The following is a 24790-nucleotide window of genomic DNA, read 5'->3' as shown; positions in this document are numbered from 1 at the left end:
ACTCTTCATCGTTGATTCTTATATAACTTCGATCAACCAACAAAGCTGTTTCCCGGCCCGTATTTTCGATTTATTTCTCTGCGCCCCAAAACCGTCTCCGGTAAAGGGGCACGCTGTCTTTACAATATATCAATGAACTTGTTAACTTCTTTTTTTACTATCGCTCTTTCTCTAAGCGGGTGCAAATGTAGGATACTTTTTTGGCTTACACAAAACCTTTTTTGATTTATTTTTAAAATAATTTTCAATCCTCTTATAACACCTTGATTTACAGCTAAAACATTTCCGTATTTTTTTTTACGCTTTAGACCATCTTAAAAGATTAAAAACCTAAACCACAAAAAAAGTTGAATTCAACTAAGAGAAGAAATTCCAAACCAACCCAAATCGAATTACAAAATCCCTGTATGGATAATTTGGGGCGGCATAAAAATTACTGTTGCCAAACGAGGAATTGAAGTGTTCGGCTTTTAAGAATATTCTAGTTTGCTGTATTCGGGCATTAATAAAAAAGTCCAGCATAGGAAAGCCTCCCAATTCCTCCTGGCCTTGGGAGTAGAATTCGCCCAGCACAGGATTATAAGCATCCGCATTATAAGATGTAAAATACTTAAGGGTCACCCCCGTTTGAAAGTACAAGGCCTTTTTAAACCCAAAGTTTGAATAATAAAAGGTATTCCTTGTGACCACTTCCGGCAGATTTAAAGCATTGTTGGGCTGGGAAACATTCTGATACATTACAGTATTATTCAGCGCAAACCCCTTCCATTTAAATTCCTTTCCATATTTAACCTTTATAATATTGATGGTGCCACTCTCCTGGAACGGCTTAACAAATGCCTGTTCCCCACCTTCAACCACCGTTTCCGAGGGATCCGAAGCAAAGTAGGTGTAATTGTCCAAGGAAGTGTACTTCGCCATTAAATCGCCAAAAACATTGGATTCCAAATCAAATTGAAAACCGATATTGTTTATCTTATCAAAATCAGCTGTATGCTGCCAGTTGTAATTACTATAGTCACTTTGATATAGCAGGAAATTAAAATCGGGCATTCGCGAAGAAGAGTGTACGGAAAATTTGAGCTTATTGTTCTTATTGACGTCATAACTGGCAAACGCATCCAATAAATTTCCAGATAGATCCCCGGAGATATTGACCTGTGCCGACCCATTCAATTGAAAGCCTCCGATTTTCTTTACATATTTGGCCCCGGCAGAGATTTCATCGCCACTTAGCTGGCTTTGGATAAGTTGGGTAGGCGTTTGCAAAACTGAATTAAAAAAATAGTTGTACCGATAATGATTGATCAACCCTGTTAAAACACCTAAGGTTTTATTGGAGAATTGGGCATTGATCTGGTTATAGGTCGTTTTTAAGCTAGCCTTATCCGATATACTAGACTCATAGCCATCCCCAAAATAATCATTTTGGGCGGTTTGTTTATATTGATAATACTTGGTCTCATAATTAAATTCATGCCCCAAGGTCAACGAAGTGGTCCTGGTCTTCGATGTATCCATTTTTTTACCAAATAAAACATACTGATGATCCAAATAATAACGTTTCCCTAGCAATCGGTTGTTGGCATCGGTAAAAAGCACATCCAATCTGGAACGGTCGCTAAAGTCAGGATCGCCCGATTCAAATTGCAATTCCTTATTGGATAACCCACCATTTTCCTCTGACAAGGAATTTTGGGCTGCTCCATGCGCCCTTAAATTATAGCGCTCGTCCTTAGTTTCATAGTTGGCCGTCATCTTAAAATTTCCAGACTCAGCCTCACTATATTGATATTTACCCAAGGATCTAAAACCCTTAAACCCTATTGAAAAATTTAGTCTTCGTGAGGTATTAAAAGCCAATAATGCATCCAATAGCTGCCCTTGCTCAAAAGTGGTCTTAAACATTAAGTCGCTCATTGGGGTCGCCACATTGTAATAGTTAACATCCCTAACTTCCATATAGTTGTAATGCTTCGCAGTAGCACCCAACTTTGGATAGGTATCCTTTACATCAAAATCAACTCCCAATTTATTATAAGGCTGTCCTACATTGGCAAATGGCATCAGTTCAAAATCGTCCTTTCTTAAGAAGTTGTATTTATACTCTTTCTGTATGGAAATAGTAGTATCCAGAAACGTAGTATCCCTTTCGTAACTAATAATCTTATAATCCTTAATCGTCACTTCCTGACCTTGGCCATCACCATTTATTCTCGGCGGCAGGTTTCTAACATTACGTTCCATCCCAGCCTCACCCTCTTTCCTCGACGGGGGAATAGAATCTTCCTGGGCACTAATGGCCTGACCAAAAAACACTATTAAAAGTGTCAATAAATATCTCATGCTACAAACTTACGTCGACAAAGTTAATTTTTTTGTCCTTAATGAAATGTGAAAGTTTAAAAAACAGAAAAACTACATCTTATACTCTGTCCTAAAATGGTAGCAATACACGTATGATACATATACCGCTCCTCAAATGAAACTTTAAAACTAATGCACTTCTCCCGATTCTTAGCCACAAAAAAAAACCTGCAGGGGACACCTGCAGGTTCTTAGACTTATTTTTAAAGACTATTCTAGTTCAAATCCCAGAACAACTTTGTCTCTGCTTCATCACCACCAATGGCGGAAGAAGCGGATCCATAATTGGTCCCGTTAAGTGACTGTTCTATAATTGGATAGGTATATCTATTTGGAAATCCGGAAACCGCATCTGTAGGAGTAGCCATAAGTGGATAGTCCAACAATCTAATGGATGTCCAAGCTTCCAAACCTCTATTATACAATGCAATCCACTTTTGGGTTCCAATAACCTCTTTCCAAGGCGTAGTAGCCGTACTGGCCAATATAGCCAAATCATAATCTACCGTAGGTTGAGCCAAATAGGTAGTAGCCTCTGCGGCAGTTCCTCCCCAATCAAGGATGGAAGCCGTAATACCAGCATCATAATGCTCTTTGGCAGTACCACCAACCTCAAATGATCTTGCCCTTGCTTCGGCCAATAAAAATCTCACCTCGGCATAGTCAAAAAGTATACCTGGGAAAGTAGCTTCCTCTACTTGGGCGGATACGTGCGAATGGGTAGAATAATTGGATGTCTCACCTATATTACCTCCCACGTAAGTACCGTCATCGATAGGAGTAAAATAAAGAGGTCTTCTTGGATCATCCAAAGAGTTCATAATATCTATGATCGTCACAGCGGCAACAAAATCCTTTCTTCCACTCAAAACCAAATTATCGTGAATCGGGTTTGTATTTGGGTCGGAACCCAAAAATGTATAGGACGCATTATCTGCATTGCTTGTGAACACCCCAGTGGCGACGGCACTCTCAACGGTAGTTTTAGCAAAGGCTGCATCTACATCAGATAGAAGTATACCCATTCTTAATTTTAGGGAAGCAGCGAACTTTTTCCAAAGCGCCACGTCTCCTCCGTATATCCTATCAGCACTACCAAAACTTTCAGTACTCTCATCCAAAGCATTTATTGCTGCTGTAAGCCTAGCTACTAAATCCTTATAGACAGTTTCGGCATCATCGTACTTGGGCAATAGATTATCAATATCCAAAGCTTCAGTATAAGGCACATCCCCAAAAGTTTCCACCAAATTGGCATAAGTATATACATTAAGAATCTCGATTATAGTAAGCTTGTTAGGCTTTAATGCCTCAAGCTCAGCGGTGGTATAGGTTGTTGCCTCTATAACCTTTTTTGCTTCATCCAAATCCTTTAAAACATCTTTGTACATGACACTCCAATGTTTTTCCGGTATGGTTCTGGTAACCTGATCGTAGTTACTTTCATCCGTATAGGTGGTTTCCTGTAAATACTGTGCCCAAAGTTTGGTGTTGTTGTTATTTACATTCAAATCCACCACTTGGTCCACCAAATTTTTCTGTGCCCCGGTAAATAAACTTTCCCCAGGTACGGCCAATGGATCCTTGATGTTCTCGTTCAGACTTTCCAAATCACTGGAACAAGAAGCAAAAATCACGGCAGTAATTAATATTGCTAGTTTTTTCATGTTTATTTTTTTTAGAATTGTAATTTAAGATTGACACCAAAATCCCTTGTGGTCGGCAAAGAACCAACGGAATACCCTTGAAGGTTACCAGCAGACAAACCACCTTCTGGATCTTCATGTGGAATATTCTTGTCTATTATCCAAAGGTTGGAGCCAATTAAACTTAAACTGGCATTGGTCAAGAAAGTATCGGCCAATAATCTGCTTGGCAAATTATATATAAGCGCCACCTCACGTAATTTCACATAGCTGGCATCATAGACAAATGCTTTGTCCGGCAAACCTCTTCTGTAGCCAAAAGCACCAAACCTGTTAGCATTTATCCTAGTAGTGTTTGTTGCCCCATCCGGGTTTACACCTTCATTAATAAATCCTCCGCCATCGGCCAAGGTATTCCTAACTGGATTTCCCAAATCGTTAATAAAAGCAGTCTCTTCGTACAAACCTGTTGCACGACCATAGTATTGGTCCAAAGAAAAAATACTACCCCCTTGTTGAATATCGATCAAAAAGCTCAACGAGAAATTTTTGTAGTTGAATTTATTGGATATCCCCATTAACCAATCTGGGTTGGTATCTCCAATTTTTTGGTCTGAAGTAGACGTTTTAATATATTGCCCGTCTGCTGGATCAACTACTCTTTCCCCGTTTAGGTAAGTATAGTCCGTACCATATATAACACCATAGGGTTGTCCTACTTCTGCATTGAGGGTTACCCCGCCCTGGAAATCTCCCAACTGTAAAGTCTCGATTCCATCTTCCAATGATACCACCTCATTTCTATTCCTGGTCCAGTTGACCATAGCGGTCCAACTAAAGTCTTCCGTTCTAATTGGATTCCCAGAAAGGGAAAGCTCCACACCCTGGTTTTCAATTTCACCTGCATTTAAAATCTTCTTTTGAAAACCTGTGGCTCTTGAAACGGGAACTCCAAAAATTTGATCAACTGAATTGGTCTTGTAGTAGGCCACATCAAAACTTAACCTATTTCGTAAAAACTTCATTTCCAAACCAACTTCGAAACTTTCTGTCTTTTCCGGCTTCAAATTAGGATTCTTTTTCTCATTGTCTACAGAAGTACTGGGTGCCCCAGGTGGAATGTTTACATTATAGGTATCGTATAGAAAATCGAAAGGAGCACTGTTACCTACTTCTGCATAGTTGGCCCGTAATTTACCAAAGGTTACAAAATCCGCATTCAATAGATTAGTGAAAACGAAACTCGTAGCTATCGAAGGATAGTAAAATGTACTATTGTCTTCAGGCAATGTAGAAGAGTGGTCCCTTCTTATGGTAGCGTCAACAAAAAGTATACTGTTGTAACCTAAAGAGGCGCTGGCATAAATACCATCTATACCCACCTTTTCATCATTTTCAACAGGAAGAGCCAGTGGACCGGTACTATTCTGTAAAGAATATAGTCGTGGTACACTCAAACCACCGCTTGTTGCGGAATAAATTGATTCAAATTCACTTCTCCTAATGTTGGTCCCCAATATCCCTTTTAAATTAAATTGGTCAGACAGGTCTTTTTGAAAATTAATCATGAAATCATAATTGGTCTCCGTAACCTGAAGGTTTCTTCTTCCGTAACCAGAATCCACATTCCCTCTGTTTCCTGCACTGTCAGGAATACCAAAGCTTGTTGGCACACTACCATTGGCCCTTCTCTCTTCCTGTATCTCAGAATAAGTATCTGTAGCCGCCCTTGCCGTAAAGTTTAACCAATCCGTGAATTTATAATCCAAAGACACATTTCCTATAAAACGGTTCCTGGAATCGTTTTGGTAATTCTCATAACGGGTCCAATAAGGGTTATCCCAAAAGATAGGCGCAGAACCTGCCTCGCTGGTAGCCGGGTTCCAAGTAACATTTCTTTTGGTGTCAAAATAAATATCCTTTTGATCCTTGATATCAACGTTGGTCTGCCACCATTGTTTAAAGTTACTTATAATGTTATCGTTATAACCGGTTGAATTACGTCCTAATGCTTTTTGATTAATATAGTTGGCATATCCGGTTACCGTTAGACGATCCGTTAATGCAAAAGAACCGCTCATTGAAAAATTGTGCTTTTTAATGGAACTGTTCGGCATTAAACCGCTCTGATCAAATTGCGTATAATTCAATCGAAAAGAACCATCATCATCATAAGACCTTGCAAAAGAAACCGAATTGGTTATTGTAACAGGTGTTTCAAAAAATGATATTGGTCCGTTCTTAGCATTTACCCATGGCGTAGCCGTTCTGTAGTTTGGAGAATCCGGATCAAAGGAATCCCACTGGTATACTAACAAGTTAGGATCAAAAGGCGCTCCATAAGATCCATCTTCGGTATACACCACTACTTGATCATCATTTCCGTCACCGGTAACATCTTCTTCGTACCAATATCCACCAGGACCATCATAATAAGCCCCGTAACCGGCACCGTATTGATCCTGATACTTGGCAAAAGTACTTTTATCTATAGAACCTATGGTTATCCCAGAGTTAACGGTAACACCAATCCCGGCAGCATCCTTACCTTTTTTGGTAGTAATCATAATAACCCCGTTAGCAGCCCTTGAACCATATAAAGCGGAAGCGGCCGCTCCTTTTAAAACGTTTACCGACTCAATATCATCAGGGTTAATATCGGAGGCGGTATTTCCATAATCATAGTAGTTACCACTCGCTTCCCCTTGATACTTGGAATTGGTATTCGTATTGTTTACCGGCACACCATCAATTACGAACAGGGCCTGGTTACTTCCAGTCAAGGAGGCATTACCCCTAATAACCACATTGGTAGAACCTCCAAGGTTATTGTTTTTTCTGATCTGAATACCAGAAGCTTTTCCCGAAAGGGCATTTACGAAGTTTCCGCTCTTCACAGTACTCAGATCCTCACCTTGAACCTCCTGTGTAGCATATCCCAATGATTTTTTGTCCCTTGAAATACCCAAAGCAGTTACCACTACTTCCTCCAGTGCTTCGGCATCCTCCTGCATTACCACATTAATTGTGGACGAGGCACCAATAAGCTTACTCACACTTTGTTGCCCAATATAACTGAACAATAAAGTTTGCCCTTCACTACCTTGAATGGTGTAGTTACCATCAAAATCCGTTTGTGTTCCATTAGTAGTCCCTTCGACTACAATGTTTACTCCAGGTAAGGCTAGACCCATTTGATCTGTCACCGTACCGGAGATTGTTTTTTCCTGTGCGTAGGAAAAACTCATTAATAGCCCCATGATTGGAGCTAAAATCCAAGTTAGTTTTGATTTCATTTACTTTATTTTAAGAATTAGTCAACCACAAACTTGAAAAAATTTTGTTAAAAAACCTAAATTATTTAACATTCACTTACCTGTTTGTTAAACTTCTTGTGTATTATTATTAATTTATTAATTATTTAACCATTTAGTAATGTTTATTTTAACAAAAGCGTATTAAAACCTAATTATTGTTATCAGATTATTCCTACCTCTATTGTAGTTATCAAATTTTAACGGATTCTAAGCCCCAAATCCAATTCTAAATACAGGATCCTGCCCTGGTTAAAAGCGGTATTCATCCTATATTTTGAAGAATTATTGCAAAATTCTTTCCATTCTCAGCAGAGAATGAGTTAGAAATAGAAAGAACATCCTATTGAATTTGGATCAAAAGGGATAAATCCCTTTCTATAATTTTTATATTTGGCCTGTTCGGGATAACCCTTTGCCCCCAAATACAGGGTTCTATATTCCACACTTAAAAAGTGGTAGACGGTTTTAAATTCCCTTTACCTTATATATATGTACAAAACCATTACATGCTAAAAGCCAATTATAAATATCAGCTAGAAGCCGGAACCGATGAAGCGGGCCGGGGTTGTTTGGCAGGACCGGTAACCGCTGCGGCCGTTATTTTACCAACAGATTTTGTAAATGACACCCTTAACGATTCAAAAGTTTTGACCGAGCTAAAGCGAAATAACCTTAGACCATTAATAGAAAAGAATGCCACAAGCTTTGGGGTTGCCCAAGTTTTTCCAGATGAAATTGATAAAATAAACATCCTGAACGCTTCCTTTGTAGCCATGCACCGGGCCTTGGATCAATTAACCCTAAAGCCGGAGTTTATTATTGTAGACGGCAATAGGTTTAACCCATACCAAAACATCCCCCACGCCTGTATTGTAAAGGGTGATGGCAAATATCTCAGCATTGCTGCGGCTTCCGTCCTTGCCAAAACCTTTAGGGACGCCTATATGGAGAAAATCCATCTGGAATACCCTATGTACAATTGGGTAAAAAACAAAGGCTATCCAACTCTGGAGCACAGAGAGGCCATACGGAAGTACGGCATCACCAAATATCATCGAAAAACTTTTAGACAATTACCGGATCAATTAAAACTGGACGTTTAAAAATCTTAAATTTGTTCAAAGCCTTATTTATGAAATTCAAATTACTTGCGTTACTCTTTTTACTAATAATCGGATGCACGGAACAAACCACTAAAAACTCACCAATACTCTACTACGTTCCGCAGAATAGCGCTATTATTATAAAAATAAACGACAAGCCATCTTTCTCCAGCGAGTTGGAAAACAGTGACCTCCTCAAGACCTTATCCTCGACAACGGCCTACACCTCGGTTCTGGAAAAACTAAAACCACTAAGATATATTCAGCCCAATGGAGAAAGTATTTTGGCCTTTGTTGAAGTGGGGAAGGCTAATTTTGAGCTGCTGTTAATTGCCCAAAAAACAGATGACCTTTTTCAAATTGCCGATGAGAGCAATAAAGTGGTAGAAAATATAAGTTATGAGGGAAAAAACTTTGATAGGTACAGTGTGGACGGGACCAATTTCTTTTCCACCCTTATGGATGATAAAATTATAGTAAGTTCCACGCAAATGTTGATCGAAAATATTCTTCGCAACGAAAGGGATTTAACGGTAGACGAATCCTTAAATAAACTTTACCAGATTGCCAATAACCAGAGTAGTGCCAATATTTTTATAAACACCAACAAAAGCAATCCAATGCTCAACAACGTTTTGGCAGATGGCCAAAAGGCTGACATTTCCAAATTTACAGACTGGGTCTCATTGGATTTTAACACCAATAAGGATCACCTAAAACTGAATGGTATCAGCATGGCCAATGATTCCATTATAAACTATAGCAATCTTTTTAAAAACAGCCATGCCTTAACACCCAAGACACCCAATCTTGCCCCAATTGCCTCCGATGCCATTATGGCATTTACATTTGACAATTATGAAAATTTTGCCCTAAACCAAAAAAAGTATTTGGACCGATCCATTGTTATTGACACCACCTTCAAAGCCGTGGAAGAAATTGGATTTGTTTATTTGAACAAGGAAAAAGCCGTGATTCTCCACACTTACGGTTCTGAGAATATCCTTAACTATCTGGATAAATTAGAAAAGTCCTCGGAAGAATACCAGGGCAATGAAATTGTTGGGCTATCCAAGTCCGATTTCCTCAATCATTATTTTAATCCATTGATTCGCGATTTTGAGGCCAATTATTACACCATTATAGAAAATGCATTTGTGTTCTCCCCCTACCCGGAAACTTTAAAGACCTTTATTGGAAACTTTAAAAATGTTTCCACTTTTGAAAAAACATCGGTTTACAAAACGGCAAAAGAACAATTGGCAGACGAATCCTCTATGCTTTTTGTTTCCAATGCCGATGGTGTTGAATATTTTTTGGATCAATATACGAACCAGGACATCACCAAAAACGTTGAAACCAAAGAACTATCGGAGTATTCCTTTGCCGCCCAAATGGTCTCCGATGATAATTTTCATCACACCAACATACATTTCCAAAAAATTGCCCACGAAACCACACTCAACAAAACCATACCCTACTTTACCCTGCAGCTCGATACCGAAATAGTAACTCCCCCGCAATTTGTAAAAAACCACAGGACCAACAAAGACGAAATTATAGTTCAGGACCAGGACAACAACCTCTATCTGATTTCTACCGACGGTAAGGTGATTTGGAAAAAACAATTAGGCGGTAGGATACAAGGCCGGGTGGAACAGGTAGATCTTTACAAAAATGGAAGATTACAATTGGCGTTTACAACGGACAATCAGTTGTTGATAGTAGATAGAAATGGTAAGGATGTGCCACCCTTTACCTTAACATTTGAAGGAGGCAATCTAAACCCTTTGGCCGTATTTGACTACGACCGCAAAAAGGACTACAGATTTGTAGTTACCCAGGGAACAAAGGTGTTTATGTACAATAGCGCAGGACAGATCGTAAAGGGCTTTAAGTACACCAAGGCAGAAAACCCTATTGTGGGAACGCCCAAACATTTTAGGATAGGCAAAAAGGATTATTTGGTGATGAAACAGGAAGGTGGCGAATTAAAAATATTGTCCAGGACCGGGGATACTCGGGTAAAGACGAACAACAAAATAAATTTTTCAGATAACGAAGTGCTGCTTCATAAAAATAAGTTTACGGTAACCGACACCAAGGGCCATCTATTCCAGGTAGACGAAAAAGGCAAGACCACTACCGCCAACCTAAAACTGCTCCCTGACCACGGTTTGGACGCCACAAGCAATACCTTGGCCATTATGAACGACAATGTACTGACCATTAGGAGCAAGAAAGTAGAATTGGATCTAGGCGTATATTCAAAACCCAAAATATTTTATTTAAACGACAAGATATACATCAGCGTTACGGATATACAGAACCAGAAAATATATCTTTTCGACAGTCAGGCGGAAGCCATTTCCAATTTTCCGGTACCCGGGAATTCCAGTATTGATCTCATTGATATGGACAATGACCATAAGCTGGAGCTTGTGGCAAAAGATCAGGACAACTCTATAATAGTCTATAAGATCAACTAAGAAAAATCTCTCCACAAAATTTCGGGAGAGATTTTACCTCTCCCAGAACAAGGAATAATAAAAGCTCCGAGTGCGCCTCCCATGAAATAGGGCTTTCCCAAGGCTAAAAACAAAGTAAAAAGGAGCCGCATCATGTAGTATGAAGAGCTTTGGCAAAGCACCATCGGGCAATAACCCGTAACCAATATTTATTTATTAGTTTTACCTTCAAAATACATCTGAAAATTTTATCAATATTATCAGATTAATCCTTTTTTTTAAAACCATTCCAGAGACATTTAATACTTTTTTTACAAACTTTTTCATCTTTCATGTTAATCATAAGGTGTAATCTACTATTAATACATAAAAACGGACCACATATACACCATTACGGTCCAGCCCCTAAAATTTCGTTAATTTTAGTTAAATTATTGGGCAGAAGCATATTATATCAAGAATACATTGAGAACACTAAAAATTTAGATAATGAATCGCATTAAAATTTTCCCCAAGGTAATATTATCTTTTCTGTTGCTATTTTTTGTCTGCAGTGAAGTACAAGGCCAAATATTGAAAAAACTGGGAAAGCGGGCAGAAAGGGCCGTAGAACGGACTGTAGAAAACAGGGTAGACAGGGAAGCCTCAAAAAAGACAGATGAAGTATTGGACAGCATCTTGGAACCCGGCAGTAAGGGGCCTTCCACCAACCCTCAGGTTGGGAACCCACTACCTCCAGCTGGACCGGAAAATCCGGGAGGCAGTATCGGCAACAGTAAAGATATGCCCTCTAAGGGTGGCGTAAAAACCATTGAGGTATACAGTAAGTTTGATTATGTCCCTGGAGACAAACTTTTATTCTACGATGATTTTGGCAACGACTTCGTCGGTGATTTTCCCTCAAAATGGAACACCAATGCAGGTGGCGAAATCATCACAATGGGGGACTCGCCACAAAAATGGCTTGAACTAAAAGCAGGGTACAATATTTATTTTATCCCAGATGTGCCAAAACTTCCAGAAGAATACACCATAGAATTTGACATCATGGGCCGTGGGGTCCAAAAAACCTCTTCAACGGCCCATTTAAGGGTTGACTTAAGTGATGACGAAAAATTTAAGGAAGGCACTAATTTTGTTCAGGCCCATATCCCGTTTTGTCAATATACCCCTGTAGGTATCACTATAGAGAATAGGATAAACAACAAACGAGAAATTCGAAGCACTATCAAGGCCGATATACGCGATGCGATACTCAACAAGGCACATATATCGATTGCCGTAAACAAGCAAAGGTTCAGGCTTTGGGTAAACGAGTCAAAATACATTGATGTTCCCAGAATGGCCCCAGAAGGTGCCATTCTCCATACCCTTAAATTTCATGCTAATAATTTTAAGGATGGCCAAGAGCAAGTTTTTATAACCAATCTGAAAGTGGCCGAAGGTGGTTTGGATCTTAGGCGAAAACTAATCTCGGAAGGCAGCGTATCCACCAATGGCATTTTGTTCGATTCAGGATCGGCCAACATCCAACCGCAATCTATGGGGATCATCCGTCAAATCTCACAAGTACTACAACAAGAACAAGGCATGAATTTAATGATCGAGGGTCATACGGATGCCGATGGACAAGAAAACACCAATCTTGCCTTATCCCAAAAACGTGCCTTAGCAGTAAAAGAGGCTTTGGTGAGTGTATACGGTATAGATGGCAGCAGACTGAGGACAGATGGAAAAGGCGAAACTGAACCCGTAGGTGACAATACCACTCCCGATGGCAAAGCGCAAAACCGAAGAGTGGTCTTTAAAAAGATATAAGCACTAATCATAAATCAATAGAAAACATATGAATTACCTAAAAAATACCCTAAGAACCTTAGTAATACTTTTAGTTCTTAACCTCCCTGGAGCATCGTTCGCCCAATTGTGTGATACCTTTTTCCCTATGCGGGAAGGCGTACGTATGGAATATACCCTCCACGACAAAAAAGGAAAAGTCGAAGGGTCCCAATGGCAAGAATTCAGAAATGTGCAGAAAACGGCGAACGGTGCGGAAGCAGAAATCCACATGGGCTTTATAGATAACAAGGGAAAAAATCCCTACGAAATGTCTTATAATATAACATGTGATGGCGATGTCATCCGTATCGACTTCAAATCCCTACTCTCCACGCAAATGATGGAGCAGTACGGTGAAATGGAAGCGGAAATAACCGGTACGGATATAGAATGGCCAACACAACTAAAACCGGGCATGGAACTACCTGATGCGGGCATGACCATGACAATGAGTATGGGGGCCATGAATATGAAAACGGAGGTGGAAATGACCAACAGGAAAGTCGAAAAGAAAGAAACCATTACCGTTCCGGCAGGGACCTTCGACTGCTATGTGATTTACAGCGACAATCGCTCTAAAATGATGATGATCGACAAAAATTACCCAAATCGGAGCTGGATTTCCGAAGGAGTAGGCACCGTAAAGACCGAATCCTACAACGAAAAAGGAAAACTCTTGAATTCCATGGTGCTGAGTGCTATTTCAGAATAAAGCTTAGTCTTGGTAAATATCAAATTCCTAGACAGCAATAGAGAAAATGCCAAGAGGCCAATTTCCCTGTCCAAATTGTGTGCTTTCTTTTTGGAATTATACAACAAGCCTATGGCACAGAAACTATGCAGCCAGTAAGGGTATTTATTGTAGATATTAACTCCCTCTATGGGAGAAATTAAAACCTCCCTATGTGCAATTTACAATCGACCTAAAATATAGCCGGTTATTATTTCAGGTTGTTTCTCTCCAAATATCCCTGGATCAAACCGGTTTATTATAGTTTATCATTTCCACCTCAAAAAGCTGTGAAAAGTGTTTCAATAATTTTTCCTTAACCTCATCCATAGACACCTTCTGTTTCCCTAATTCCACATTTAAGGAAGTTACGGCCTTTCCTTTAATGCCACAGGGGATCATCAGGTCAAAATAACCCAAATCGGCATTTACGTTCAAGGCAAAACCATGCATGGTTACCCATCGGCTGGCACGTACACCCATGGCACAGATCTTTCTGGCGAATGGGGTACCTACATCCAACCAAACTCCAGTCTCCCCCTTGGAACGCTCCGCCTTCAGCCCGTAGTCGGCCAAGGTTAGAATAACCATTTCCTCTAGAAACCTCAAGTATTTATGAATGTCGGTAAAGAAATTATCCAGGTCCAAAATAGGGTATCCTACAATTTGCCCAGGCCCATGATAAGTGATATCTCCGCCGCGGTTTATCTTGTAGAATTTGGCTCCTTTTTTCTCCAGATAGTCCTGATCCACCAAAAGATTTTCCAAATGCCCACTTTTGCCCAAGGTGTAAACATGGGGATGCTCTACAAACAAAAAATGATTGGGCGTTTCCAACTGGGAGCCCTCCCTCCTATTCTTAATTTTTAAGTCCAAAATAGATTGGAACAATTCTTCCTGGTAATCCCAAGTTTCCTTGTAATCCTTGTGCCCCAAATCTTTAATTTCTACTACTTTATTTCTTTTCACGCTTCAAAAATATAAATATCGTTCTGAAAATGATCAATTTTCCTTTCCCCAACCCTAAAGGGAGGGAAAATTATCAACTCCTTTTAAAATTTTTATCAACTTCTCTGTTATCTTACTAAAATTATTGTCTATTTCTTGATTGTCAAACCTAATCACTTTCAGCCCATAACTTTCCAAAATACTTGTTCTATCATTATCATATTCCAAATTCGATTTATGTTGTTTTCCGTCCAGCTCAATGACAAATTTAGCTTGATGACAATAAAAGTCGAGTATGTAGTCATTGAACGGATGCTGCCTTCGAAATTTGAATCCATGTGGTTTAACCTTCAAGAATTCCCATAATTTTTCTTCTTGTGGAGTTTGTGTCCTTCGTAATAAATCCGCGTAAGCAAACTTATCGGCCTTAGCACCTGCATGCATTCCTTCTTCTTCTAACGACCTGTTTTAACTACACATAAATTGGATCTATACCCTAAGTTTTTCCCGATTAACGACCTCAATTCCTTTAAATAGAAAAAACCTCACCCTTCAGGGTTGGGGCATGGTTTTTTCGGACTTGCCCGTTATAGATTATTCCTTGTAATCCTTATGTCCCAAATCTTCTAAGAGAATACTTTTGTTCATCCTGCAAAGATACAAACTCCACTCATAAACCAAACCTCAAAACCCTAGTTTGGATTGTTAAGGATGATCAGCGCGGCGATAACACCGGGCACCCACCCGCAAAGGGTAAGAAGAAAAACGATAATAAAGGATCCGCACCCCTTGCCAATTACGGCCAAGGGCGGGAAAATAATGGCCAACAAGACCCTAAAACAGCCCATGCTTTTTTCGATTTTTGATTGATGCCGCCCCTCAGCGGGACAGGTGTACCAATATGACTAAAAAACAAACATTTTGTTACAAGGAATTGGGAATAATTTGAATACACTGTTTTGAAAACAATCAATTCCAATTTTTGGATTGATAGATTAACGGAGAGTGCCTATATTTGCAGCCTTAATTTATAAGAATATGCAACTTTCGGAACAAGAAGTAATTAGAAGGGAAAAACTTGGCAAGTTACGGGAATTGGGCATCGACCCCTATCCCGCAGCACTTTACCCAGTAAATAGTACTTCTAAAAAAGCCAAGGAGAATTATGAGGAAGGCAAAAAGGTAGTTCTTTCCGGAAGACTTATGTCCAGAAGAATCCAAGGTAAAGCTTCCTTTGCGGAACTACAGGACAGCGAAGGCCGTATACAGGTCTATTTTAACCGGGACGAAATTTGTACAGGTGAAGATAAAACCTTGTACAATGATGTGTATAAGAAATTATTGGACATTGGTGACATTATTGGCATAGAAGGGGAGCTTTTCACCACTCAGGTAGGCGAGAAAACGGTCATGGTCAAGAATTTTACAATTCTAAGCAAATCCTTGCGCCCATTACCCTTGCCAAAAGTGGATGCCGACGGGAAAGTCTACGATGAATTTAACGACCCAGAATTGCGCTATCGCCAACGATACGTGGATCTGGTAGTGAATCCAAGCGTTAAGAAAAATTTTATAAAGCGTACCAAGATCACCAATAGTATGCGTCAGTTTTTTAACGATGCCGGGTATTTGGAGGTAGAAACCCCTATATTACAACCCATTCCGGGCGGAGCTGCGGCACGTCCGTTTATGACGCACCATAACGCACTTAACATTCCATTATACTTAAGGGTGGCCAATGAGCTATACCTAAAAAGATTGATTGTTGGTGGCTTTGACGGGGTTTATGAATTTGCCAAGGATTTTAGGAACGAAGGTATGGATCGTACCCATAACCCTGAGTTTACGGTTATGGAACTTTATGTAGCCTATAAGGATTACAATTGGATGATGGACATGACCGAAAAGCTTTTGGAAAAAGTGGCCATCGATTCCAACGGCACATCGAAAGTAACCGTAGGCAAAAATGAAATAGAATTTAAGGCCCCTTACCCTAGGGTTCCCATTTTGGAAGCCATTAAGATCCATACCGGTTTTGATGTGGCGGGGATGAAAGAGGTGGAACTAAGGGAAGTTGCCAAGAAATTAAATATTGAGGTGGATGATAGTATGGGAGTTGGAAAACTTATCGATGAGATTTTTGGCGAAAAATGTGAACATCACTACGTACAACCCACCTTTATCACAGATTACCCCAAGGAAATGAGTCCTTTGTGCAAGGAGCACAGGGACAATCCCGCATTAACGGAACGTTTTGAACTGATGGTAAACGGAAAGGAATTGGCCAATGCCTATTCCGAGCTGAACGATCCCATTGACCAGCGCGAAAGGTTCGAGGAACAACTTCAACTTTCGGAAAAAGGGGACGATGAGGCCATGTTCATTGACCAAGACTTCCTAAGGGCCTTGGAATATGGTATGCCACCTACCAGTGGCATCGGTATCGGTATTGATCGTTTAGTCATGTTAATGACCAACAATGCCTCCATACAAGAAGTTCTTTTCTTCCCTCAAATGAGACCGGAGAAAAAACAAGTAGAGCTAAGCGAGGAAGAAAAAGAAATCCTTGCCCTTTTAAAGCCGGAAGGCAAAATGGCCCTGGATGAGCTTAAGACCAAAGCAGGCTTAAGTGGAAAAAAATGGGACAAATCCATGAAGGCCCTTTCCAAGCACGAGCTGATCAAGGTAGCCACCGAGGGAGATGCCAAAGTGGTGCTGCTAAAGAAATAATATCTGCAACGGAAGGTTTTACAATAGACCTAATTCAGTAACAATAACAAGTGCTTGCAATACTCAACTTAAAAAGCTGGGAATTGCAAGCATTTTTATATTGTGTAGCCTATAAAATTCCTGGAAAACAAATAATTCAACTTAACAAAACTCAAAATAGGCCTTATTTAACAATTCCATGTTCTATTCTTAATAAATACATTTTTTGACAAAATTATCTATGGTTTCGCATAATTATTCTTATTATTAGTGGAGTTTTATTCAACAAAGTAAAAACCATGAAAAATAAAGCATATATATTCCTATTGATAGCAGGGGCAGTTGTGCTTGTTATTTCCGTTTGGAATATGCTGCAACCTTCCGATACGGTTGATTTTAGTGCCGATATTAAACCCATCTTGAACAAGAATTGTATTACCTGTCATGGTGGGGTTAAAAAAAGTGGCGGCTTTAGTCTTCTGTTCCAGGATGAAGCCTTTGCCAATACCGAATCCGGGACTCCGGCCATAATCCCTGGCAACGCCGCCAAAAGTCCTTTTATTCAAAGGTTAAAGGAAGATGATCCGGAATTACGAATGCCCTATAAGAAGTCCAAACTTTCAAAAGAGGAAATAGAATTATTGACCAAGTGGGTAGATCAAGGCGCTAAATGGGGCAAACATTGGGCCTACACTTTGCCTGAAAAAGTGGAAATTCCGGAAGCAACACAATCCGCAGGTATCGCTTCGGGTGATCTAGAGGGATTTATTCAAAATAAAATAGACCACTTTATTTTAAGGACTTTGGAAAATAACGACTTGGAACCGAGTCCTGCAGCAGAGCCCAATGTAATAGCCAGAAGACTTGCCCTGGACCTGACCGGACTTCCACCGGAGGATTCCTTGTTTAATGATTTTACCGCCGGAAAGATTACCTATGAAAATATGGTGGACGAGCTGTTGTCCCAAGATGGGTATGGTGAAAAGTGGGCCAGTTGGTGGTTGGACCAAGCCCGCTATGCCGATACCAAAGGTTATGAAAGTGATATGGGGAGAACTATGTGGCAATATCGTGATTGGGTAATAAGGGCCTTCAACCAGGATATGCCCTATGACCAGTTTACCATTGAGCAGTTGGCCGGTGATCTTTTACCTCAACCATCCGTTGACCAACTCATTGCAACGGCTTTCCATAGAAACACCATGAATAACGGAGAAGGAGGAACAGATGATGAAGAGTTCAGGGTCGCTGCGGTAATAGACAGAGTAAATACCACTTTTGAGGTATGGCAGAGTACCACTATTGGCTGCGTACAATGTCATAGTCATACTTATGACCCCTTTAAAAATAAAGAGTATTACAATCTCATGGCGTTTTTCAATAATTCCAGGGATGAAGATACTTCTGAAGATGAACCTACTCTAAAATTTTATACTCCGGACCAAAAAAAGGAGATAAAAAAGATAGTAGATTGGATTTCTAACCACGGCAGTCCCCAAATTGCCGAAAAATATCAGAACTTCCTCACCTACACCGAACCAATTTACCATTCGCATTTAATAAAAAAATTCGAAAATGGTAACGTAGAAGGAAGGCTTTCCTTGAGGGATAATGGTTTCTGTTTTTTAAATAATGTATACACTCAAGGTGCGGGGTATATGTATTTAAAATATTCTTCGGGAATAGACGGTACTACTATGACGATAAGAAAGGATAATGCCGAGGGAGAAATTCTATCCCAGTTTGTCATCAATAAAACTTCTGGCAACTTAGTACGAAAAGTTCCATTTAAAAAAACGAACGAAAAGCTAAACCTTTATATCGAAACGGATAACAATAGGGTCTCACCTAAATCTGCCTTGGGATATTTTACATGGTTTGCCTTTCTTCCCGATATGCCCAATGATCCGGTAGCCGAGTATTCTACCATTGAAAATACCTTATTAAAATTATTAAATACAGATACAGCCTCCTTACCTATCATGGTTGAAAACCCGGACTATAGAAAACGGATCACCCAAGTTTTTGAGCGGGGTAGTTGGCTTATGAAAACCGATACAGTACAACCAGGAACCCCCAAAAGTCTCAACGCTTGGAACGATGCCTGGCCTAAAAATAGGTTGGGACTCTCAAGATGGCTTGTCAGTAAGGAGAACCCGCTAACGGCTAGGACTTTGGTCAATAAGGTGTGGCAGCAAATTTATGGCCGGGGCATAGTAGCTTCCTTAGAGGATATGGGCTCCCAATCTGATCCGCCTTCCCATCCAGAATTATTCGATTGGCTGGCGTTAAGATTTATGAACGAGCACAATTGGAGCATAAAAGCCTTGGTAAAAGATATTGTGATGAGCGGCACCTACAGGCAGAGTTCAAAAAACAACGCCAAATTATACAATTTGGATCCTGAAAACCGACTCTATGCCCGTGGCCCCAGAATTCGTTTGAGTGCAGAACAAATTCGCGATCAGGCCCTGGCCGTATCCGGACTTTTGAGCACCAAAATGTACGGCCCAAGTGTTATGCCGCCCCAACCGGATGGTATTTGGCAAACGGTATACAATGGTGGTAATTGGGTGGAAAGCAAAGGAGAGGACAAGTATAGAAAGGGCGTATACACTTATTTAAAAAGAACCAGCCCTTACCCTTCCTTCCTGACTTTTGACGCAGGCAGCAGGGAAGTATCAACGGTACGCAGAACGGTGACCAATACCCCATTGCAGGCTTTAGTCACCCTTAATGACCCAGTTTACCAAGAAACCGCCTATCATTTGGCCAAATTCATGGGTCAAAGTGATGAGGTGGACAGCAGCATAAGACAAGGGTACAAGAAAGCCGTTTTATTAGACATCAGTGACGAAAAACTAAGTGTATTAAAAGAACTGTACAACAGTTCTGTTTCTGATTTCAAGGAAGAACCTCAGAATATTACGGAATTTATTCCATATGAAGCGGATGCAGATGCCAATATAGCGGCATTGACCGTAGTGGCCAATGCCATCATGAATTTGGATGAGTTTTTAACAAAATCGTAGTTATGAACAGTTTGGACCGATTAATAAAAGAAAAGTTACAGCGGGAAATACAGGCAAAGACCCGAAGGCATTTTATAAAGGATTGTGTTGCCGGGATGGGAGGTTTGGCCTTAGGTTCACTTTTTATGTCCTGTAACTCTTTTCTTGGCAACAATGACAAAGCTAAGATTGCACTAACCGAGAGGGACATCAACCCCTTGGCTTCTATGGCACCCCCATTCCCTGCCAAGGTAAAATCCGTTATATATTTGCATATGGCGGGCGCTCCCTCCCAACTGGAAATGTTCGATTACAAGCCTACCCTTCATAAACTGAACAATCAGGCCTGTCCGCAATCCTTGTTGGAAGGGCGAAAATTTGCCTTCATCCGCGGAGTTCCCAAATTACTTGGACCACAGGCGGAATTTAAGCAGCACGGGGAATCCGGTAATTGGGTCTCCAACTTTCTGCCCCACTTTTCAAAAGTAGTGGATGAAGTTGCCTTCCTTAAAGCGGTAAATACAGATCAATTTAACCATGGGCCTGCGCAATTGTTCATGCATACCGGAAGTCCCAGATTGGGCAGACCAAGTATAGGGTCTTGGGTTACCTACGGTTTGGGATCCGAAAATCAGAATTTGCCAGGTTTTGTGGTTCTTACCTCCGGAGGAAAAACACCGGATGCCGGAAAAAGTGTCTGGGGCAGCGGTTTTTTACCCTCGGTGTACCAAGGTGTCCAATGCCGATCCAAAGGAGATCCGGTACTTTATATAGACGACCCTAAAGGCATTACCCGAAACCTTAAAAAAAGTACTATTGATGCTATAAACAACATCAATAAAAAAGAATTTGACGAATATTCCGATCCAGAGATCTTGGCCAGAATCAATCAGTACGAAATGGCCTACCGTATGCAGACTGCAGTACCAGAGGTCATGAACATCAATAATGAACCAGAGCATATAAAGGAAATGTACGGGGTACAACCCGGAAAGGAATCCTTTGCCAACAATTGTCTATTGGCCAGAAAACTCGTTGAGGACGGGGTACGCTTTGTGCAATTGTTCGATTGGGGCTGGGACAGCCATGGCGACAGTCATTCCAATGCCGTAGATCTTGGGTTAAGAAATAAATGTACAGAAATAGACAGGCCAATTACAGCACTACTCCTAGACCTTAAACAAAGAGGATTATTGGAAGAAACCTTGGTGGTCTGGGGAAGTGAGTTCGGAAGGACACCTATGCAGGAAAACAGGGAAGGAAAAGAAATGGCCTTTAAGGGAAGGGACCATCACGGGGATGCCTTCACCATGTGGATGGCAGGAGGAGGCATTAAAAAAGGTGCTAGCTGGGGACTTACGGATGAGATAGGCTTTTCCGCTTTGGAGGGCCAAGTCTCGGTACACGACGTGCATGCTACCATGATGCACCTTCTGGGTTTTGACCACGAACAATTTACTTTTGACTTTCAAGGAAGACCCTTCCGCCTTACAGATGTGGAAGGCCATGTCATACACGAAATTCTTGCCTAGAACACAAACCGACCAAACCAATATCATGCGATTATTTATCATACTTTTTCAGTACTTATTATCATACCATAGTCAGGTAGCATTTAAAAAAATAGCCCAAAATTGAATAAATAGTTGATCTATGGAAGTTATTCAACAATTAATAGGGCGCTTACACCCCCTTGTAGTACATTTACCAATAGGATTCATTCTTGCCGCCTTACTATTGCAATGGTATGATAGAAAGAATTATGAATGGTCCAAAATAATTGGAATCCTGTTTCAATGGGCTTTTATTTTTGCTACCATTGCCTGTATTAGCGGCTATCTGCTTTATACAGCCGAAGGATATTCCTTTGATACTGTAAAATTCCATTTATGGCTGGGTATTGTCACCGCCCTGTTTTCTTTGTTGATGTATCTTAGGTTGACAGCACCCTCAAAACTCGATTTTATAAAGCGAGTTCCGGTGGTGCTTTTATCCTACTCACTATTATTTCTTATATCGTTCACCGGGCATCTTGGGGGAAATATTACCCACGGATCGGACTACCTCATTGAACCTCTGCCCAACAGTATAAAATCCCTATTGGGCGTTGGCCCGGAAGTTTATGAAATGCCTACCCTGGAAGAAGAAAATTGGGAAGAGGCAATTCTATATACAGACCTTGTACAACCCATCCTCAATACTAGATGCGTAAGCTGTCACAATGCCAAAAAAGAAAAGGGGGAATTGCGATTGGAAGAAGAAAATGGAATTCTGAAAGGCGGGGAGGACGGATTGGTAATTGAGCCAAACGACCCGGAAAAAAGTTCCCTCTACGCTAGATTGATATTGCCATTGGAACATGAAGACCACATGCCACCAAAAGATAAGGATCAGCCCTCCAAGGAAGAATTGGATATTATTAGAACCTGGATAGCCAATGGCAATTCTTTTGACAAGAGCATTGGGGAAATGGGCCTAAAAAAAGAATTGGTCCAAGCTTTCTTTCCAAAAGCAAAAGACGATACCTACCCGGACGTAGTGGTTGCCGAAGTATCTGCAGATACCATTTCGGCCATAAAGAAAAAAGGCTTCCACGTAGAAAGGGTCAACGAAGAAAGTAATTTCATAAAAGTGTCCTGTATCAACAAACCTACATTTTCGGATGGAGATTTTGAGCTGCTTGCTTCGCTTACAAATCAGATCGTTTACCTAGACCTAGGTGAAACCCAAGTTACGGATGCCATTTTTGAAAAAATAAGTATCCTGCCCCACCTTACGGTATTAAAGTTGGACAATACTGCGGTAACAGGAAAAAATATAGAAACCTTGGAAAAACTGGAGTATCTTAAAAACGTGAACCTTATGGGGACAAATTTTGAAGAGGTACATCTCCCAAAATTAAAAGAATTTAAAAAATTACAGATTGTATATCTGTTCAAAACCCCTGTTAAAAAACCAGATCAAGTAAGCAAACCGCAAGAAGGGGAATTATTGATAGATTACGGGGGTTACGACCTCCCCAAAATAGCCACAGATTCCATAGTTTATTAGTTTGCCACTAACTTGGTACTATCAACGTTAAATCCCTGTATTACACCGAAATATTAAAATAATGGCGACATAATTACGTTAATACTTTTAGGATCCCAAATCTTAAGAGTATGAAAAACTTCTACGCGATTATTTTCATGTCCATTTTTGTGGTTTCCTGCACCAAGGAAGACAAGGGGGACATTACTGACCCCGAGCAAGAAATAAGTTTAACGGCCTGTTTTACCATAAGCAAGGATACCATAGCCATAGGAGAATCGTTACAATTGACCAATTGTTCCAAAGATGCCGTAATCTTTTCCTATGATTTTGGCAATAATGAAATAAGCAACCAAGAAAGCCCTTCCGTAAGCTTTCAGGAAGGCGGAAATTTCACCATTTCCCTTGTTGTTTATGATGACCAAAAAAATAGCGCAACCTTTAGCAAGAAGATTTTTGTTGAAGCAGCTGTGGAATCCTATTATCTGTTTCCCGATATTTCTGCTGGATATAACGGGCTACCTATAGAGATGGGCATCAATCCGCAAAACGGCAACATTTTCTATTTGGAGAAATCCGAGGATATGGTTAACCTGTCCACATCCAAATTCTATTACAAAGAATTGGGCAGCGATTTCGTACCCAGCTCCAACTACATTGCGGACCAACAATTTAATACAAAAAATGCCTATATAAATTTTTTGGGCAACGGCAACAAGAACATCCATTTTTCCCGCACCCTTCCCGAATTATATGGGTCACACGAAATAACCCTTAACAGTAACTGGGCTTTAACGTCCATTTTAAGTTCTGCCACCAAATACCTTTATGGTTACCTGAAAGAGGATGTAAATTTCATCTTCTATGGCACACAAAAAGACAATGGCACCTATAAAGCAGTTATTGAAAAAAGGAACGCCAATGGCGATGCCTTTGATGTCCAATTCAAAACCATTGGATCCAATAATGCCATGCTGGCCGCTATGATTAAGACCACTGATGGCTATGTAGCTTATGGAGGAACATTCGACAAGAACATAATCTTGCCCTTTATTCAAAACTACAGGCCTGTACTTACATTTTTCGATACCAATTTGACCGTTACAAAAACGGCAGAACTTAGTAATTCCGTCTTGGGGACGCAAATCACCGAAGCCAACCATCTAAACGGTGCTTACCACCTTATACAATTGTCCAATGGCAACTTGGTTGCCTACGGCAATGGCGAGCTCAGCATTACAGATTCGGAAGGAAACCATATCAAAACCCATAATTTTAATGAGGACAATAATATCCAAGCAATGATCTCCTTGGGAGATTCTTTTGTAATCTCAACAGGCGATGGCTATTTGCGCAAATTCGACCCTACCGGTACGGAAATCAAAAAATTAAATTACAAGGGGAGCTTTATTCCAGAATTATTGGAAATAAACAACAAACTATTCTTTGTTGCCGGTTACCGAACCAAGGAGTCGATCCTCAATCTAGGGGAACTTTCGGTTATCAAAATACTATATGGTGCGGTGGATAAAGACCTAAATATGATAGATTTAGCTTCTATTTTCAATTAATTGGAAGGAAATTGGAAAAAACTAAAGCTGCTCCCCTATTTTCATTTTTAT

General features: G+C 40.3%; 15 protein-coding genes. 9 read left to right on the top strand and 6 right to left on the bottom strand.

Annotated elements, in window-relative coordinates; translation table 11 throughout:
* Nucleotides 1–357: 357 nt before the first annotated feature.
* The 3 genes from MWU84_RS16690 to MWU84_RS16680 form a co-directional block, all read right to left on the bottom strand.
* Nucleotides 358–2346: a putative porin gene (locus MWU84_RS16690; RefSeq protein WP_246903807.1), complete on the bottom strand. Its 1989-nt coding sequence runs from the start codon at nt 2344–2346 to the stop codon at nt 358–360.
* 236 nt (nt 2347–2582) lie between these two features.
* On the bottom strand, nt 2583–4034 hold the full coding sequence (locus MWU84_RS16685; RefSeq protein ID WP_246903805.1) for a SusD/RagB family nutrient-binding outer membrane lipoprotein: 1452 nt from the start codon (nt 4032–4034) through the stop codon (nt 2583–2585).
* An 11-nt stretch (nt 4035–4045) separates the two neighbouring features.
* Entirely contained in the window at nt 4046–7309 is a 3264-nt protein-coding gene (locus tag MWU84_RS16680; RefSeq protein ID WP_246903795.1) for a SusC/RagA family TonB-linked outer membrane protein, read from the bottom strand.
* Between the two features lie 527 nt (nt 7310–7836).
* On the opposite strand from MWU84_RS16680, the gene MWU84_RS16675 reads away from it, so the two are divergent.
* From MWU84_RS16675 to MWU84_RS16660, 4 genes are all read left to right on the top strand, one after another.
* Entirely contained in the window at nt 7837–8433 is a 597-nt protein-coding gene (locus MWU84_RS16675) for a ribonuclease HII (RefSeq protein ID WP_246903793.1), read from the top strand.
* Between the two features lie 29 nt (nt 8434–8462).
* The gene (locus MWU84_RS16670; protein ID WP_246903791.1) at nt 8463–10922 is read left to right on the top strand and encodes a ribonuclease HII; all 2460 of its coding nucleotides are present in this window, start codon (nt 8463–8465) and stop codon (nt 10920–10922) included.
* A gap of 468 nt (nt 10923–11390) precedes the next feature.
* The gene (locus MWU84_RS16665) at nt 11391–12719 is read left to right on the top strand and encodes an OmpA family protein (RefSeq protein ID WP_246903788.1); all 1329 of its coding nucleotides are present in this window, start codon (nt 11391–11393) and stop codon (nt 12717–12719) included.
* Nucleotides 12720–12747: 28 nt separating this feature from the next.
* The gene (locus MWU84_RS16660) at nt 12748–13452 is read left to right on the top strand and encodes a hypothetical protein (RefSeq protein ID WP_246903786.1); all 705 of its coding nucleotides are present in this window, start codon (nt 12748–12750) and stop codon (nt 13450–13452) included.
* A 264-nt stretch (nt 13453–13716) separates the two neighbouring features.
* Here MWU84_RS16660 and lipB read toward each other — a convergent pair whose 3' ends face one another.
* From lipB to MWU84_RS16645, 3 genes are all read right to left on the bottom strand, one after another.
* On the bottom strand, nt 13717–14439 hold the full coding sequence (gene lipB / locus MWU84_RS16655; protein WP_246903784.1) for a lipoyl(octanoyl) transferase LipB: 723 nt from the start codon (nt 14437–14439) through the stop codon (nt 13717–13719).
* A gap of 54 nt (nt 14440–14493) precedes the next feature.
* The gene (locus MWU84_RS16650; RefSeq protein WP_246903781.1) at nt 14494–14862 is read right to left on the bottom strand and encodes an endonuclease domain-containing protein; all 369 of its coding nucleotides are present in this window, start codon (nt 14860–14862) and stop codon (nt 14494–14496) included.
* A gap of 248 nt (nt 14863–15110) precedes the next feature.
* Nucleotides 15111–15266: a YqaE/Pmp3 family membrane protein gene (locus MWU84_RS16645; protein ID WP_072860763.1), complete on the bottom strand. Its 156-nt coding sequence runs from the start codon at nt 15264–15266 to the stop codon at nt 15111–15113.
* Between the two features lie 190 nt (nt 15267–15456).
* Between MWU84_RS16645 and lysS the strand changes: the two genes are divergently transcribed.
* From lysS to MWU84_RS16620, 5 genes are all read left to right on the top strand, one after another.
* Complete coding sequence (lysS, locus tag MWU84_RS16640; RefSeq protein ID WP_246903779.1) at nt 15457–17148, top strand: lysine--tRNA ligase; 1692 nt, start codon at nt 15457–15459, stop codon at nt 17146–17148.
* A gap of 278 nt (nt 17149–17426) precedes the next feature.
* Entirely contained in the window at nt 17427–20159 is a 2733-nt protein-coding gene (locus tag MWU84_RS16635; protein ID WP_246903777.1) for a PSD1 and planctomycete cytochrome C domain-containing protein, read from the top strand.
* 2 nt (nt 20160–20161) lie between these two features.
* On the top strand, nt 20162–21670 hold the full coding sequence (locus MWU84_RS16630; protein WP_246903775.1) for a DUF1501 domain-containing protein: 1509 nt from the start codon (nt 20162–20164) through the stop codon (nt 21668–21670).
* 121 nt (nt 21671–21791) lie between these two features.
* Entirely contained in the window at nt 21792–23189 is a 1398-nt protein-coding gene (locus tag MWU84_RS16625; RefSeq protein ID WP_246903773.1) for a c-type cytochrome domain-containing protein, read from the top strand.
* 110 nt (nt 23190–23299) lie between these two features.
* Nucleotides 23300–24739, top strand: a complete 1440-nt coding sequence (locus tag MWU84_RS16620) for a PKD domain-containing protein (protein WP_246903771.1) — start codon at nt 23300–23302, stop codon at nt 24737–24739.
* Nucleotides 24740–24790 lie beyond the last annotated feature (51 nt).

This window comes from Arenibacter sp. F20364 (assembly GCF_023015905.1).
Lineage (GTDB): Bacteria > Bacteroidota > Bacteroidia > Flavobacteriales > Flavobacteriaceae > Arenibacter.
The sequence above is the reverse complement of the archived record's forward strand: the minus strand, read 5'-3'. Positions and strand labels throughout refer to the sequence as shown.